This window comes from Streptomyces sp. NPDC006739, from assembly GCF_042869815.1.
In the GTDB taxonomy this organism is placed as follows: domain Bacteria; phylum Actinomycetota; class Actinomycetes; order Streptomycetales; family Streptomycetaceae; genus Streptomyces.
In genome coordinates, this window is record NZ_JBIAGM010000025.1 from 87,374 (window position 1) to 105,109 (window position 17,736).

A 17,736-nucleotide genomic window follows, 5' to 3' on the forward strand; every position below is an offset into this window, starting at 1 on the left:
AGGCCGCCGCCACCGCGCGTCGGACGGCGCGTAGGTCGGCCTTGACGTGGCACCCCGCCCTGGACACCATCCCGGAAGAGGACGGGCCGCAGGACGACGCGTCGTCGACGATTCCGATGACGCCGGTGGTGCGGGACGGCACGCGGGTGAGGCCCGAGGACCTGCGGCGGCTGCGCTACCAGCACGAGGCGGAGGTGTACGAGCGCAAGCTCGGTGACTACCTTTCCCAGCATCCCCAAGTCGTCGAACAGATGGCTCGATTCGCCCGTATCACGTGGGAGAAGACGCCCCCAGTACTCCGGGGCAGGCTCGGCACCCACCAGAACTTCGTGCCTGGTGCCGTCGGTATCGATCCGGAGGCGTTGGAACGGGTCGTGCAGAGCGGCAACCTCCGAGAGCGTTCCACCCTGGTGTGGAACGCGTTGCGCCGCTATGTCTTCCATGAGCTGCTGGGGACGCCGACCACCCACCCGCCCGCGATCAGCGAAGCACGGCGTTGGCGTGGTGCTCCGTCCGACGGTCGCCTCCCACGGAGTGCCCGGCAGGAGATCCGTCCGCCGCTCAGCCCCGCCGAGGCGGCGTTCACCTCGAACGGCGCGACGTGGAGGCCGGGCGAGGAAATGTTCGGCATCAGCCACCGCCCCTCTCCAGGGGTGGCCGAGGACGGCCAGCCGCTGACGTTCATGGATTCCCCGCACGTGGCCGGCCAGCGCACCGGTGGCCTGCTCATGACTGGCATCTCCGGCACCATGTACAGCCTGCTCAACGCCGCGCAGGCGGCCAATGAACAGTGGGGTGCGGGCCTCGACCTGCGATGGCTGAGGTTGGCGCTCACCGGTGGGATGCTCGTCATTCGTGACCACACGTTCCATGAACTCCTCCAGGCGGCCGAGGCATGGGCCAACGAGGAAGCGCATCCGGAGCGCCGTGCTCTGGGCTTCGACTACGAGGACTCATGGACCCGTTACCACCGTCTGGCGCCGCTGTCCGAAGCGGAGTTGCGGGAGAATGTCGCGGTCGGCGGGCGGTTCCCCGACGAGCGGGTTTACGAGTTCTACACGGGCAGTACGCCCGGGCCCTACTCCTCCGCCGCGCCGCGGCTGTCCCAGTTGCTGCCGGAAGCCTCGTGGTGGCGGCTGTTCATCGACCCCAACGTGCACGCCGAGGCGTTCCGGAACTCGCCGGGAGACGTCGGTGGCCACCTGGACAAGAGCGCGTACCCGGGCTACCGGCAGAGCATGACCGAGCTGTACCAGGAGGTCCTGGACGGTGGACGGATCGGACGTGACTGGTCGCGCATCGACGCCGCCGCGTATGAGGAACTGCACAACATGGCCACCCGCCACCTCGTGCCGGAGGCCGGGTGGAACGTGGCCACCGCGTGGTCGCAGAGCGGCCACCGCACCACGATGCGTGGTACGGGTACTGCTCGCATGGCTTCCGACATGGTCGACGATGTGCTGCTGGGCCGCCGCCTGATGTTCGGTGTGAATGAGGGGTCGGCGCCGGCCGCCAGGCCGCTGACGGTCCTCTACATCGATCACCGCGGCCCCCAGCTCACCCTCAACTACGGCGCGAACGAAGCACCCTTGCTCGTGGATGCCGCGCTGGACCGCTACTACGACGAGGTGGCGGTGGCCGCCGGGCCCGAGGAGAAGCTTCGGGCCATCGCCCGGGTGACGAGGGCCCTGCAGATCCTGCAGGCGTTCACGGATGCGAACAGCCGGCTCAACGTCCACACCCTGATGCAGAAGTTCCTGCTGGAACAGGGATTCCGTCCGGCCGTGCTGATGGACTCCCGCTTCCTCTTCCTCGGCGGATACACGGTGGCGGAGATCGCCGAACGCCTCAAGGAGGGCATGGCACGGTTCGATCAGCAGGTCCGCGCGTCGCGCTGGGACGGTTTCAGCCAGCCCGACGAATCGCTGGTGACCGGGCAGGCGGACCGACTGGCCGCGGCGATGGGGATCACCACTGGCTCCGCGGACGAGCGTCGCCGACAGGTCATCGCTGCGGTGCGGACGGCGCGGGCACTGCTCGGCTCCGAAGCCACCGGCGAGGACAACACGGACCTGGAGAAACTGGCGGCGGTTCGTTCGCTGGGCCAGGTGGCCGAGGAGCGTTACCCCCGTGCCACCGTCCATGCGTCGGTCGTCGAATACGCGCGGGCGGTCTTCGGGCTCGCATCGGTGGACGAGGTGAGCGATGACCACCTCCGCGTACTGAGCCTGGCCGCCGGACGCGCCTCCGCCGAGGGTCGGCCGCTCCATCCCGACGTTCTGCGCGACCTCGTCCTGCCGCTGCCGTCGAACGAGAGCGGACCCAGCTCCAGCTCCGACTCCGACGATGGCCCGGAGGCCGATGCCTCGGTTGCCGAGGTCTCCTGGGACGCTCTGGAGTACCGGCCTTCGTCCGATGGGCGTAAACCGCTGGACTTCCTGGTGTCGGACCTGGTTGACGGCGGCCTGCTGCGCAGTGGAGAGGATCTCGCCCAGGCGTTGATTCCGTCCTTGACGGGGGAGCAGGTCGGCGGTTTCCGGCTGGTGCTGCGGGCCGACGTGGGGTCGTTGGGGTCCGATCCGGTCGGCTTGGTCTCGGATCTGGTGTACGAGCTGGACGCGCCGGTGGATCTGCTGCTGGCCGGGGGCGACGGTACTGTGCGGCTGCTGCGGTTCGACGAGCACGGTTCCCATGAGGACTTGGGCCCGGTGTCCTCCGCGGAGCCGGAGCCGGAGCCCACCGCGCCGGTCACCGGTCCGGAGGCGGCGAGCGAACCCGCGCTGCCCTACCGGCGCACGGTCGAGGACGCGCACATCTCCGGGTCCTCCGCGATGCGTCTCGCGGTGACCGACGAGGGGCAGATGCGGAACGCCGCCGTTACCACGTACCTGGCTGACATCTTCCCGGCCCCGACGCTGTCCGGGGGAGGCCAGTTCTACGTGGTGGATACCGACGATCCTGGCAAGGTTCGCCTGGAGGGCCTGAAACCTCCGGGTGGGTCCCTGGACATCCATGCATATGCCGACGCGGGCAAGGACGCTCGTCGCCACTTCGGCTTCGTGAGTGCCGTCGGTTCGAAAGAGGCGGCTGCGCGGCGGATGAGCGGCGGATACGTCTGGGAGGTCCACGCGCCGGGCGGCATCGACGTCAGGAAGACGCTCGAAGCGTGGCACGTCATTTACGAGGACACCGGCGAGGGCGAGGTTCTCTTCGCGGGCGGCGTCGACTCCCGCTTCATCAAGCGTGGCTGGAAGATCGTCGCTGAAGGGAGGGTCGACTCCCAGGAGATCACCAACGAGCACTACGCGGGCGACTCCGAAAGCCCGGCCGCGAGCGCGCAGCAGGCGTCGGCTGTTGCGGAGCCGTCGGCAGACTTGCCGGCCTCGCTGCCGTCGGGTGGCTGGGTTCCCGCCGGGCCGGTGAAGGCGGAGTTCCAGAACGCCATGTCTTCGGCGGCCGAGGCTCCACAGGCTCTGGTGCCGAAGAAGGGTGGTGCCGAGCCGCAGGAGGTCGACGGCGACCGTCCCTCGGATGTCGTGAAAACGTTCGGCTCGCGCCGCGACGGCGCACAGGACCTCACCAACATCACGCCGGTCCCCGACCACGTCGTGGAGTGGCTGCAGGAGCAGGCGATCGAGAAGGGTGAGGACGGCAAGGGCGAGGACGCCGACTTCCGTAAGGCCGTGCGCGAAACGCTGACGGCGCGCTGGCTGACCGAGGAGCGGTCGGCGGTGTCCAGTGAGGCCGGTCTCCCCCTCAACGTCGAGTATCGGGGGCAGCGTTACCCGGTGTCGCTGAGGCGGACGCTCTTGCGCATCGGTCCCGCGCCCGAGCAGATGGAACCCATGCCCGACGGTCCGCCCGTCGGAATTCAGCGGTGGACGTCCGACATCCACGAGGTTGCCCGTACGGCGGGATCCGGCAACCTGCGTAAGGTGCACCTCAATTACACCCAGCCCTGGACGGTCAAGCACGGGGCGCTGAACGGCATCACCTTCTCTCCGCGGATCGACCTGACCCTGAACCAGCTCACCACCTCGGTGACGATCGGTCGCACGGTCCAGTCGATGGTCCTGCTGCGCAGCAAGGGCAGCTCGGTGCCGTACGACTTCGCCATGGTGTACCAGCTGCGCCGGAACACGGGCTCGTCGCGCGACATCCTCGCCAACATCGGGCAGCCGGCCTGGCAGGACCTCGGCCCGACGCCTGGGCCGCCCGGGGATCCGGCGGGTACGACGCCGCTCACCGTGTGGTTCCCCTCCTACCTGGCGAAGGCGCCGGAGGACAAGCAGGAGGACAAGAAGCTGGAGGGGAAGAACGACCAGCAGAACGCTGAGACGGAGGAGGAGAAGCAGAAGAAGGAAGAAGAGCGGCTCAAGTCCGAGCCGGCGCCCATCGACCAGGTGCAGGAGATCCTCCCCGGCATGCTCGCGGCGGAGTCGATGGTGGACCACGACACGCTGTTCGCCGATCTGCTGGAGGCGTATCCCGACCACCTGAGTTCGGTGGCGGAGAAGTCCGTGGACGCGCTGTTCCAGTTCGTGAAGGAAGGCAGTCGGCGCTCCACGCTGAACCGGATGCAGAACGGTACGGTGAGTTCGCCGGTGCTGATCTCGGCATCGGGAGCCGTGATCGGCTATCTGAGGATCTCCGGCAGGCTGACCGGCGGACAGACAGTGACGGGACCCATCACCGCGTCGTCGGTGATGGAACACCGTTCCCTGCGTTTCGTACGCATGCAGGGCACCGCACAGGTCGCCAAGGGAGCGGGGATCACGCTGCCGGTACGGTTCGGCCTGTCGTCCGGCGGCCCTGATCCCGTGACCGGTGTGCAACCGCTGGGGGGTTCGGTCAGCGGGCAGGCCGGTGCCTCGCAGCAGTACGCCCAAACCCTGACAGCGGGAGGCAGCGCATATCTGGCGCGCACCCTGCGCATCGCGGACCCGCTGCCGCTTGTCAGCCCCGAGCTGACACTCCACGTCGAACTCGTCCGACCCGACGGCGCCCCGGTGCGCCCCGCCCCCGACTCCCGGCTCGGCAGGGGCGAGCCGTACTCCCTGAACATGCGGGTCCCGTCGGTGCACACCCTGGGCAAGAAGCCGACGCAGGCGCGGTATCTGCCGCCTGAAGTGCTCCACCTCACCAACATGGGCGCCCAGACGACACCGACCCGGGCGAGCGGTACCGAACCGATCCTCGACGCGGCGGAGGGCTGGTTCCGGGCCAACGGCTATCTGCCGTCGGACCGGCCGCAGCCCAGTCTGTGGGACCGCGCCACCGAGGAGGCGATACGCCGCACGAAGCTCGTCAACCAGCAGGACATGGACAAGTTCCGGTCCGGCTACAGCCTGATCGGGGCCCTGGACGAGATGGCCCAGGTGCGACGGGACGAGCAGGGCGAGAACGCGTCCGCGCAAGCCGCCGGCGCCTCGATCACTCTGCAGGTGCCGACATCGAACGGTGTGCGCCGTGCGACGTTCTGGTTGAACACCAAGCGCCGCTACACCGGCCCCTCCGACAACGACGGGGTGATCCATGAGCGCGATCTGGCCGGCGTGCGGACGCTGAACTACGACGGTTCCGCGACCGCCGGCAACGAACAGTTCCAGCGGACGCCCTTCCGCTGGAACGTCGGTGCCGGAGGCTCTGTCACCAACCCGCTCAGCGCGGGCGACGTCCAGCCGCTGCACGAAGTGGGCGCGCGCTTCGTGTACGGCAAGGCCACAACCGAGTCCGCCGACTCCAGCGCGGCGACGGGGCACGAGCACTACATCCTCAGCTCCGCCAGCGGCTCGCAGCTGTTCTCCGTGCCCGTCACCCACGGGGGGATGATCAGCGAGGACGGCGAGAGGCACGCCCTCGAACCGGCTGACGGCTCGGTGTGGCTCGTCGTGCCCACCGACCGCACCTTGCAGGCGCCGTACACCGGGCCGCGGCCGCGGCCGGCCGTCGTGCGTGACCTGCAGGACGACGACACAAAGAAACTGGATATGCCGGGCGACGGCCCCACCTATCACAAAGGTGTGCTGCGACCGCCGGAGTCCGCCGTCTTCGAACAGGCGCCGGGCAGCGCGGACCTTCGCGCCCTCGTCCCGCAGATGATGGACGAGCTCGACGAGGAGGCCGCCCGCCAGGAGGAACTGGCGGTGCAGGCACGTGCGCCGATACCGGGCGCCTTCCCCGGGGACATCGATCTGGCGGTCCAGGACCATGGCGAGACCTCCAGCGACGACGAGTCCGACACCGAGAGCGACACGGACACGGTGACGGGTACGGGGGCGGGGAACGGCGAGGACAGCGACGGCAGTACGGACTCCGGCACCGTTGCCACCGCGCCGGCTCGGCGCGGCCTGCTGGCGGACCTGATCCTGGGGGCCGGCTCCTGGCTGGGCGATCAGGCGCAGGGGGCGGCGCGCTCGGCGTGGCGTACGGCGTTCGGTGAACCGGCGGCCCGCGAGGGGTCGGTGGCCCGTGAGGTCTTCGACGCAGCCTTCTCGCCGCAGCACGTGGTCGCCAACGCCTCGCGCGTCTACCGTGACTCATACGTGATCACGGGTGCCGACACCACGGGTGCGGTGGCCGGTACGGACTACCTCGTCGAGGTCCAGGGCTATCTCACGCACGTGGAACTGCTGCCCGCGGGCGAGCCGGTGACCTTCGAACGATGGCTCCTGTCGGTCGACGCTGCGGCGTTCACCTCCGGCGAGTCCTCGTCCCATGAGGTCGTCTTCTCGGTGGCCGGCCAGTACGGCTCGCAGGACAGCGCCTTCACGCCGACCGGGAGCTTCACCTACTCGCGAACCAACGGTCAGAACGTCACCGCCAACGACTCCACCGGTGTCTTCCGCGCCATAACGGACGACAGCGTCACCCCCTACCGTTTCGAGGCGAGGTCGCATCAGGTCGTCACGGTGACGCGAGGCCGCCGCAACGCCGCGCTCGGTACCTTCGACTCCAGCCCCGGCCTGAGCATCACCAAGGTCCTCGAGCCGGACGACAAGGTGGTGTTCTCGCTCGTCGACGACGACCTGCAGAACGCCCCCGAACTCGCCGCACTGGCGCACGCGGCGGGGCGTGCACCGGCCGACGCCGGCAAGGCCGAACACCCGCTTCCGTCCTGGTACGTCGCCAGCGGTGGTCAGATCGGTGACGGAGACGTCACCCACGTCGAATTCCGGCGCGGCCGGAAGGCGTTCACCAAGCTGATACAGGACCTCGTGGAGCGCACGGTCCCCGGCACGACCAAGCCGGGCTGGGCAGCCTACCTGCCCGCCCTGCCGGCGTGGATCAACGAGCGCGGCACGTCTCTGGGAGCTCGCACGCTGCCCAACGCGGGACCGAGGGGACACACCGCCTTCCACTTCTGGGACCGCTCCTACAAGACGTTCGGGTGGGTGTACCGGTTCGTGGAGGTGTCCCTGGTCGCCCGGCCCGCCCGCACCGTCGGCCTCACCAAGGTGCGCGGCAGACTCGTCGACGAGAGCTCGGCGCTGGACAGCATGTTCAGTCACTCGCACGGCGACGGCACGGCTCTCGGAGTGCCCAAAGCCACCCGCGTCACACGCAGCACGGGAAACAGCCACGAGCTGACCTTCTCCCCGACCGGACAGCACGGCGTACATCGCTTCGGTCCGACGGCGAGCGCGGCCCGCCACACCACGTGGGAGGACGCGCAGCTCTCCAGCCGTGACCTGCGATCCTGGAAACAGGCGGCCAAGAAAACCGTCGCGTACCGCGACGTACCGTACGAGCTTGAAGCGACGGTCCGTTCGTGGTCGTCGCTCGACAGCGCGTCGATCGACAAGCTGATCGCCGCGATCGGCAGCGGCCTCGCCACCGTCTCGGACTGGGCGGCCGACGTGCTCGGCCTGCTGCCGTCGACCGAGCACACCCGCCATGAACTGGCGGACGTGACCCTGCGGTTCAACTTGTCGGAGACGACGGGCGACAGCACCCCGCTCACGCAGGGCCCCCACCTGTTCTCGTCGGATCCGCGGATCGCACCGGCACCGTCGGAGGCCCCCGGGGACGTCGTCCTCGACATGGAAGTACCGCGCGGCCTACGAGAGTTGCTGTCGAAGGACAACTGGGTGCCGTCCCGGCCCTTCCAGATATACGACTTCGCGGGCATCGACCGGTTGGGCAAGGCACTGCGGGCAGTGGACCCGAAGCTGCGCCAGTCCCTGGACCCGCGCACCACCCAGACCGCCGAGGGCATGTTCATCCGCCTGACGACCCTGGTCCAGAGTGGCAAACTGAAGCTGCTCGACCCCGCCGCCACGGCACCGTACCTGGGCGATCGGGGCAGCGACAGCACCTCTGTGTCGGTGAAGCTGTACGCGCCGCGGGTCGAGACGACCTCCAAGGACGCCGCGATCCACCGGTTCGAGGTGGCCACGGACGGGTTCCAGTCGCAGGCGGACACCGTCATCGCCACCGGCCTCACGTTCGAGTACTCCGGTGGCGCCGGCAAGCGCGGCGGGGCGTCGGTGCCGCTCGCCGGTGAACACGCCGCTCTCGGCCAGATCTCCACGGTGTCGAGCCAACGCCGTGAGCTGCTGCGATTCGGCACGGCGTCGGAGGACGCCGAGGGCCGGGGCATGCCGGGCTATCGGGTGCGCGTCGTGTTCGTGCTTGTCGTACAAGGACCGAAGGGCACCCGGTATGTCACCGGCGACGGCCTGATCCGTACGACCGAGGCGCCACCGGGGGAAGAGGCCACCGGGGCGACACAGACCGACGGAGGCGGCGCCGGGAACAGCGCCGAGACCAGCGCCGGCAGGAGCGTCGACGACCCGTCGGCCTCGAAGGCTGAGGATGCCGGGTCGAGGGCGTCGAAGTCGGGGGACGCCGAGTCCGACACGACCGGGAAGCCGAAGAGCGGGGCCGGCGAGACGGAGAAACTTGCCGAACAGGCACCGGAGCTGCCGGCAAAGTCGGCAAAGAAGCAGGGTAAGCGAGCGGAAGAGCGACCGAAGAAGGCCGCCACCGCGCGTAGGTCGGCCTTGACGCGGCACCCCGCCCTGGACACCATCCCCGAAGAAGACGGGCCGCAGGAAGACGCGTCATCGAACGCTTCGGCGGACAGCGTGGCCGCATACGTGCCGGGTCGCCGGGTGATGGTGCCCGCCACCGGCCTGTGCCTGCTGTACTCGTTCCTGGGCAGCGACCCGCAGTACATTCGCAGCCGTCTGCCTGCTCTGGAAAGAACGCATCCCGAGGTTTACCGCTTCATGGGGGACGTGCAGGCAGTCCGGGCCGCACTGAGGGAGAACCAGCGGGTCTACTCCCATTACAGCCGCCTCCCGCAAGGGCCGTCCGGGACCGCGATCGGGATCGCCGTCAAGGCCATGCTCGACGTCGTGGAGGAGCATCTCAGGGCTCACCAGGGCCGACTGGACCCGCAGATCCTCAGTGGTTTCCGGAAGGCCGAGCACGCCCCTTACCTCACTGTCCTGACCGGCATGGACCGCGACGACCTGCGCGAGCGCCTCGCCTACCACGGAGTGACGGACCGTGCCGCGGTCCTCGGAGCCCTGGCACCGGAGCATCTGCGGGCCGACGCGCCCGCGGACGGAGCTCCGCCGCGCCTGGACGACCTCACGGACGACGGACTGCGGGCGCAGCTGGCCGCCGTCTACATCCAAAGCACCGCTCCGCTGGACGCGATCGAGCAGCTCATCCTGCAAGACGCCGCCACCGACTGGCAGCGGAGTTGGGGGCGACCGGAGGGCGAGGCCTTCCTCCCGCTCCTCGCCCAGGCGTTCGGTGTCGAGGCCCATGTCATCAGGCCCCGTTTCGGCCGGCCGCAGACTCATGGCCCGGCTGATGGCCACCGGATCGAGATCCACTACAACAGCCAAAACCACTACGACGCCAGTGACGCCGACCCCGAGACCCTGAACCGTCGGGCGTCGCGGGCCCCCGACAGCACTGGCGCCACCGCCGAAACGTCGACTGGGGCCTCGGCCCTGCCAAAGGGCGACTGGCGTCCCACCACCGCGGTCCCCGACAAGTACACGAACGCCGTTGGCCTGGAGGTCGAGGACCACCACATCCTGGAGCTGAAACCCGGAGCGGGGAGCCTCCCGGAAAACGGTGAGGAACTGGCCGAGGGGCCGGGCATCAAGGTGGTCGTGGCCACCAAGACCTTCCACAAGCGTCCCGACGGCCGGTGGTATGGCGGACACGGACCGGGGGTGGACGGCAAGCCGCGGTACGAGACACAGAAGTTCCGCATCGCGGAGTTCGTGGTCGATCCCATGGCCCTGCATCCCCGGGAAGAGGGTGTGCGCCAGAGTGTGCGCGACGGAATGGCGGCGCTGGCGGCGGGCCGTGAGGCGCTGCGCAGGACCGATGACAGAGGGCGTGCGATAAGCCTGAGGAGGCTGCTGCAACCGCTGAGGTGGACCGTCAACGAGGAAGGCCGGAAGTTCGACGTTCTGCCCAATGCCGATGGTCGGAACGCCCCGGCCTATACCCAGCTCAGCCTGGGCGGTGCGACCGATGCCCTCAGGCGGTACCGCGATTTTGCTCTCCGGCGGCTCACCTACCAATCGTTGCACCAGTACGTCACCGGGGGACGGGACTTCGGACGGGAAGTCGCCGCACGGTTCGTACGCGGGAAAGTCGGCGTGACCGATGTGACGCGGGATCACATTCCGTTCCTGTCGATGATTCCGGACATCGACGAGGTGTGGGGATACGGCTGGCACTTGTTCGCCCATGTCGGTGCCCAAGCGGTGGAGAAGTCGTTCCCGCGTGAGATTCTCACCAAGAACGCGTTGATGGCGGCGTCCAGGACGTATTTCGCCGGTACGGCCCGCAGGCCGGGGATCAGGGAGGCGCTGCGGCCCGAGACGCTGGAATTCCTCAACCAGGATCGCCACGCCATCCGAGATGTCTTCGACACCGCCCTGACCTCGGTGCTCGCGGAATACGAGCGAGTGACGGGCAAGGAAGGCGGGAGCGCCGACGAATTTCACCTGGCCGTCGTGCTCAGCGGGCTGCCGCCCGCCGACCACTCGGTGTACGCCCGGTTCAGGGAGGCCATCCGGCAACTTCCGGAGACAGATCCGAGACGCCGGATGCCCGTGGAGGAGGTGGTCGCGGAGGATCTCCATGAGCGGTCCACGGACATGAAGTACTTCCCGGTGCTGGACGGCGACCTGGCAGTGACGGAGTTCCGGCACTTCGGCTTCGGTCGCCGGCACATGAACGACGAGGAGATCGTCCGGGCCGTCGCGGAATGGGCGTCCGTGGCGCAGGCCGCCCACGACTGGTCCTCGAGGTTCCCGGAACCGCTGCCGTTTGACCAGTTGCAAAGTCTCGTCGGGCAGGTCACAGGACATCCCGTGGTACGTGCCTTCGCTCCCCTCTTGGAGGTGGCGAGCAGGCATCACATGCGAATGCCCGATGGTGACACTCGGATACCACTCACCCTGTTCAAGGCCGTGGCCATCGCCCAGACGCTTGGGTGGTTCGCACTGGGACATCCGGTGTCGGTCGACATGTACCGGATGCTGCGGGAGCTCGTGGGCGACATCAAGGGCGCCACGCGGGTGAGGCCGCCCCACCAGGGCGCCCTCAGCGACGAGGATCGTACGCAGGTGCGGGACATCGTCCGGGAGGCCGAGCGCGTTCTTCCGCTGCTCGACCCTCGCCGGCCCGCCGCGAGGCAGGACACCGGGACCGACGCCGTCGGTCACGAGACGGCTGCCGGCACGAGTGCCGCCGCCCTGCTCCCGGAGCCGCCGACCGGGCGCTCGGCCCTGCCGACGGGTGACTGGCGTGACGCCGAGCCGGTCCCCGGCGGCTACGTGAACAGTGGCGTGGGCCAAGGGGCGACGGCGTTCTTCGAGCAGATGCCCAGCGGATCCGACAGCCCTGCGGCCCCGGCGCTTCAAGCCATCGATTCCGACTCGGACGCGTCCGGGACCAGGCCGGACGCGCGGGCGACCGACACCTCCGCCGGGTCCGTGGTCGACGGGCGGAGCGGCTTGGCGGGGGCTGGGCACGACAGGGCCCGCACCGACCCTCCGGCGCCGACGCAGGCTCCCGTCGCCGTCGTCCCCCAGGCCATGACCGAGGTGCCGCAGGCCGCACCAGAGCCCGCGGTCGACGATGCCGGGTCCTCCGCGATGCGTCTCGCGGTGACCGACGAGGGGCAGATGCGGAACGCCGCCGTTACCACGTACCTGGCTGACATCATCCCGGCCCCGACGCTGTCCGGGGGAGGCCAGTTCTACGTGGTGGATACCGACGATCCTGACAAGGTTCGCCTGGAGGGCCTGAAACCTCCGGGTGGGTCCCTGGACATCCATGCATATGCCGACGCGGGCAAGGACGCTCGTCGCCACTTCGGCTTCGTGAGTGCCGTCGGTTCGATCGAGGCGGCTGCGCGGCGGATGAGCGGCGGATACGTCTGGGAGGTCCACGCGCCGGGCGGCATCGACGTCAAGAAGACGCTCGAAGCGTGGCACGTCATTTACGAGGACACCGGCGAGGGCGAGGTTCTCTTCGCGGGCGGCGTCGACTCCCGCTTCATCAAGCGTGGCTGGAAGATCGTCGCTGAAGGGAGGGTCGACTCCCAGGAGATCACCAACGAGCACTACGCGGGCGACTCCGAAAGCCCGGCCACGTCGGCGCAGCAGGTTTCCGTTATTCCGTCGGCCGGCCCCTCCCATCAGCACCCGGTCGAGCCGGTCGAGCCGGTAAGCCGCGAGAAGCACGTGTTCCAGGTGGTGGAGAACGTGGTGTCCCCGGACGAACTCCAGGAACTGGTGGCCGAGTTCGGCAGGGACAAGGAGGCGGGCGAACGGTACGCGCACGAGCTGGGAACGAGGCTGGCGGACCACATCGATGCCACGCTTTCGGAACAGGGGAAGTCTCGCGACGGCATCGACGTGCACCTGAGTCTGGAGAACGAGCTCCACTCCCCGGCGGGAATGGCGCTGGCCACTGTGGTCGCGAGCAGCTTCGGCCAGGTCAAGCTTCAGGTCGGCCAGATGGGGACCTACAACATCTGCCCGCGGCTGTGAGAAGCCGACGAGACCCGTTCGGGCCTCGCGTCCGTATCTCTAGGTGGAAGCACCCGCTCCCGGACTCCACCCCTCATGGAAGGCGGCCGTATGCCCGACGAAGAGCAGATCGACTTCTCCGCGTTCGCGGAGCGTGCCCGGCGTATGCGGGGCGCGATGACCGACGCCCAGCAGGATCTGCGGACGTTGGAGGCCACGGGGCACAGTGCGGACGGCATGGTCACGGCGACCGTGTCGGGCGAGAGCCGGGTGGTGGACCTGCGTATCCACCCGTCGGTGATCGATCCCGATGATCCGGAGGGGCTGGCCGTGCTGGTTCTGCAGGCGATCGACAGTGCGTACGACACCGTGGACGAGCGGCGCACCGAGGTCTTGTCGGGCATCACCGGGGGCCTGCAGAGCATCCTGGCCGGTCTGAACGGCGGTCAGAGGGAGCCCGTCGTCGTACCGCGTCTGTCGAAGTACCGTCCCCGGTGACCGGACCCGTGCCCCTGCCGGGGAGCGCCCCGGCGCCGTACCGCTGTCCCGCCCCCGGCGGGGCCGCCGCGCCTCATGCCCGTGTGACACACGAGGAGCCCTGATGTCCCGGCTCATCTTCCACCGGCCCGCCAGGGTCGTGCCGCCCGCACTGCCCACCGACCCGGTGGTGCTCGCCGCACCGCCGCAGCCGGTGGGCAAGGACAGCAACGCCAGTTGGCTGATGCTGCTGATGCCGGTGCTGTCGAGTATCAGCATGGCCGCCTACCTGATGTCCGGCGGCCGCAAGATGCTGGTGCTGCTGGGCATCGCGTTCGTGGTGATGTCCATCGGCGCCACCGTCGCCGTACGGATGCAGATGCGCGGTCAGGTCCGCAAGCAGAAGATCCGGGCCCGCGACCGCTACCTGGACCATCTGGTCGAGGTGCGGCGGACCGCCCGCCAGGTGGCCCAGAACCAGCGGACCGTGGCGGTCTGGCAGTTCCCGTCACCGCATCGGCTGTGGGCGATAGCGACCCAGCGACGCCGGGTGTGGGAACGCCGCGTCACGGACGCCGACTTCCTCAAGCTGTCCGTCGGAACGGGCCGTGCGCCGCTGTCGACTCCCATCCGGATGGCCACCCGCAACGACCCGACGGTGGAGTACGACCCGCGCGCCAAGGAGGCGGCGGACCGGCTGGTCGAATCGATGTCCACGGTCGGCGACCAGCCCGCCGTGCTGGATCTGGCGAAGGCCGGCGTGGTCAGCGTGCTCGGCCCGGCGAAGGTGGCCCGTGCGGCCGTGCGTGCCCTGCTCTGCCAGATCGCGGTGCTGCACGCCCCCGACGACGTGGGCATCGCCATCGCGACCGGCGGGGAGGACTGGAACTGGGCCAAGTGGCTTCCGCACACCCATGAACCGGACGCCACCGGGGAAGCCGGTGTGGTGTCCCTGGTCGCGGAGGAATTCGAGGGCATCGCCGACCACGTCCAGCAGGCCCTGGAGACGGCGGCCCAGCAGTCGACGCGCCGGCTGGGCATGGCCGACCGGGACGGCGCGGACACCCGGCGCCGCCTGGTCGTCGTCCTCGACCGCTACCTCCCGCGGGCGGCCTGGGCGCGGTCCCCGCTCGCCGCCGAGCTCCTCGCCGCGGCCGGGCCGCAGAGCGCCGTCAGCGTCATCTGCCTGGTGGACCAGGAGAACGACGAGCCGACCCGCGCCGACGTACGGGTACGTATCGACGCACAGGGCGCCGTCACCCTGGAGGGTCGCCGCGCCGACCCGCGTGCCGCAGTGGACAACGCCGTCGCGGCGCGCGCGGATCTGCCGCTGTGTGAAGCCGTCGCCCGGGCGCTGGCCCCGCTGCGCCTGTCCATGGAGGGTGAGGAGATACTCGCCCAGACCATGTCGCTGCCCAGCATGCTCGGCATATCCGACCTGGAGAACTTCCGCCCCGAGTCGCTGTGGGTCGCCGCGGACGACGAGGAGGTGCTGCGCATGCCGATCGGCTTCGACAGCGGCGGCCAGCAACTCGTACTCGACCTCAAGGAGTCCGCACAGGGCGGCATGGGCCCGCACGGACTGGTCGTCGGCGCCACGGGATCCGGCAAGAGCGAACTGCTGCGCACCCTGGTCACCGGCCTGACCATGACCCACTCGCCGGAACTGCTCAGCCTGGTCCTCGTCGACTTCAAGGGCGGCGCGACCTTCGCGGGCGTGACCGACCTCCCGCACGTGGCGGGCCTGATCACCAACCTGGTGGACGAGGTCGCCCTCGTCGACCGGGTCAAGGACGCCCTCGTCGGCGAACAGCAGCGGCGGCAGAAGATGCTCCGTGACGCCGGAAACGTCGACAACGTCCGCGAGTACCAGCTGCGGCGCGCCGCCGGGGCCACCGGCCCGGACGGGCAACCGCTGGAACCGCTGCCGTATCTGCTGGTCATCGTGGACGAGTTCGGCGAACTGCTCGCCACCCGGCCGGACTTCATCGACCTCTTCGTCCAGATCGGCCGGGTCGGCCGCTCCCTGGGCATGCATCTGCTGCTGGCGACCCAGCGACTGGAGGAGGGGCGGCTGCGCGGCCTGGAGGCCAACCTCTCCTACCGGATCTGTCTGCGGACCTTCTCGGCGGCGGAGTCCCGCGTCGTCATCGGCACCCCGGACGCCTACCGACTGCCGCCGATCCCCGGCTCCGCGTACCTGAAGTTCGCCGAGAGCGTCCTGGAGCGCTTCCGCGTCGCCCATGTCTCCGGGGTCCACATGTCGGCGGAACAGCGCGCCCTCGCCGCCGGACCGCCGCCGACCGACCCCGTGCCCTTCGACCTGCGGCTGCCGCTCGACCCCGACGCGGAACCGGAGGAGGAGCGCGAGCGCGTACGCCCCATGCTGGAGGGGCCGAGCGAGATGCAGGTGATCGTCGAACGGCTCGGCACGGCAGGCCAGTTGGCCCACCAGGTGTGGCTGCCCCCGCTGCCCGCCGCGCTCGCCCTGGACGACCTCACCGGGCCGGTCGTGGTCCACCCGGAGCGGGGCATGAGTGCCGACTGGTGGGCCCACAAGGGCGCACTGCGCGCGCCGGTCGGTGTCCTGGACGTGCCGCTCCAGCAGCTCCAGCAGCCGCTGGTGCCGGACTTCGCCAAGGCCGGTCACCTCGCGGTGGTCGGCGCCCCGCAGACCGGCAAGAGCACGTTCCTGCGCACCCTGATGCTCTCGACGATGCTCACCCACACCCCGGCCGAGGCACAGTTCATCTGCCTGGACTTCGGCGGCGGTTCGCTCCAGCCCTTCGAACGGGCCCCGCACGTCAGCGGGGTGGCCGGCCGGCACGACCTGACGCGCGTGCGGCGTGCGCTGGCCGAGGTGCGCCAGCTGATCGCCGAGCGGGAGCGGATCTTCCGACACCTCGGCATCGACTCCGCCGACGAGTTCCGGCGGCTGCGCAGCACCGACCGGCTGCCGAAGGGCATGCGCTCGGCCGACGTCTTCCTGGTGATCGACAACCTGGGCGCGGTACGCGGCGACATGGAGGGCCTCGACGAGATTCTTCTGGACATCGCGGGCCGCGGCCTCGGCGTCGCCGTCCACCTGGTGCTGGCGGCCAACCGCTGGGGCGACATCCGCATGGCGCTGCGCGACTCCATCGCCGCGCGGCTGGAGCTGCGTCTCGGCGACCCCGGCGACTCGGAGATCAACCGCCGCGCGGCGCGCGCCTTCGGCCTCGCCGTCCCCGGCCGCGGCATGGCGCCGCCCGGGATGCAGTTCCAGGCCGCACTGCCCCGCCTCGACGGCAAGGACACCACCGAGGGCCTCGCGGAAGCGCAGGAGGAGGCGATCGGCAAGCTGGCGGCCGCCTGGTCCGGGCCCGTGGCCCCGCCGATCCGGATGCTGCCCGAGCGGCTCACCGCCGACCGGCTGGCGAGCCAGATCCCCGAGGACGACACGGCGCCGGGCGTGCCCATCGGCATCGCCGAGAGCGACCTCGCGCCGGTGCGCCTGGACCTCACCGACGCCGACCCGCACTTCCTCGTCTTCGGCGACGGAGGCAGCGGCAAGTCCACCTTCCTGCGCGGCTGGATGAAGGGGCTGGCGGCGCGCCGCTCGGCGTTCGAGACCCGGTTCATCGTCGTCGACTACCGGCGAGCCCTGATGGGCGCGGTGGACGAGGAGTACGTCGGTGCCTACATCGGCGACGCGGGCGCGGCCCAGGTCTACGTCGAGCAGGTCGTCGCCAAACTCACCGAGCGGCTGCCGCCACGGGACGTGACCATGGACCAGTTGCGCGAACGCAACTGGTGGACCGGCCCGGAGTTCTACATCGTGGTCGACGACTACGACCTGGTCGCAGGCGGCCGGACGTCACCGCTCAACCCGCTACTGGACTTCCTGCCGCAGGCCCGTGAGATCGGCCTGCACATGGTGGTGGCCCGCCGGGTCGCGGGCATCTCACGCGGTGCGATGTCCGAGCAACTCCTCACCCGGGTCAAGGAGCTGGGCACCGCAGGCCTCGTGCTGTCCGGGGATCCGCGCGAGGGCGTGGTGCTCGGGGGCGAGCGTGCGGCCCAGCGCCCGCCGGGCCGGGGAGTCCTGATTGGCCGTCAGGCACCGCCGACCGTGATCCAGGTCGCCCTGGACGTGTGATCGATCTGGCATCCTGAGGTAACCCGGACGAACAAGGAGGAGAGTGGCGAGACGGACGTGGTGAAGCGGAAGCGGAGCGGCAAAGTTCACTTCCGGGGAACC

3 protein-coding genes (1 of these 3 running past the window's edge) are annotated in these 17,736 nt (G+C 69.6%); all 3 read left to right on the forward strand.

All coding sequences use genetic code 11. The features are described 5' to 3' along the window. Positions 1-13,040, forward strand: the 3' end of a protein-coding gene (locus ACFYMM_RS35400; RefSeq protein WP_388394485.1) for a hypothetical protein. It extends 13,843 nt beyond the left edge of the window; the window shows 13,040 of its 26,883 coding nt (coding positions 13,844-26,883); its start codon lies beyond the left edge, outside the window; it ends in the stop codon at positions 13,038-13,040. Positions 13,041-13,130: 90 nt separating this feature from the next. Next, positions 13,131-13,517, forward strand: a complete 387-nt coding sequence (locus ACFYMM_RS35405; RefSeq protein ID WP_388394488.1) for a YbaB/EbfC family nucleoid-associated protein — start codon at positions 13,131-13,133, stop codon at positions 13,515-13,517. 103 nt (positions 13,518-13,620) lie between these two features. Further along, positions 13,621-17,634: a type VII secretion protein EccCa gene (gene eccCa / locus ACFYMM_RS35410; protein WP_388394491.1), complete on the forward strand. Its 4,014-nt coding sequence runs from the start codon at positions 13,621-13,623 to the stop codon at positions 17,632-17,634. The last annotated feature ends 102 nt before the right edge of the window (positions 17,635-17,736 follow it).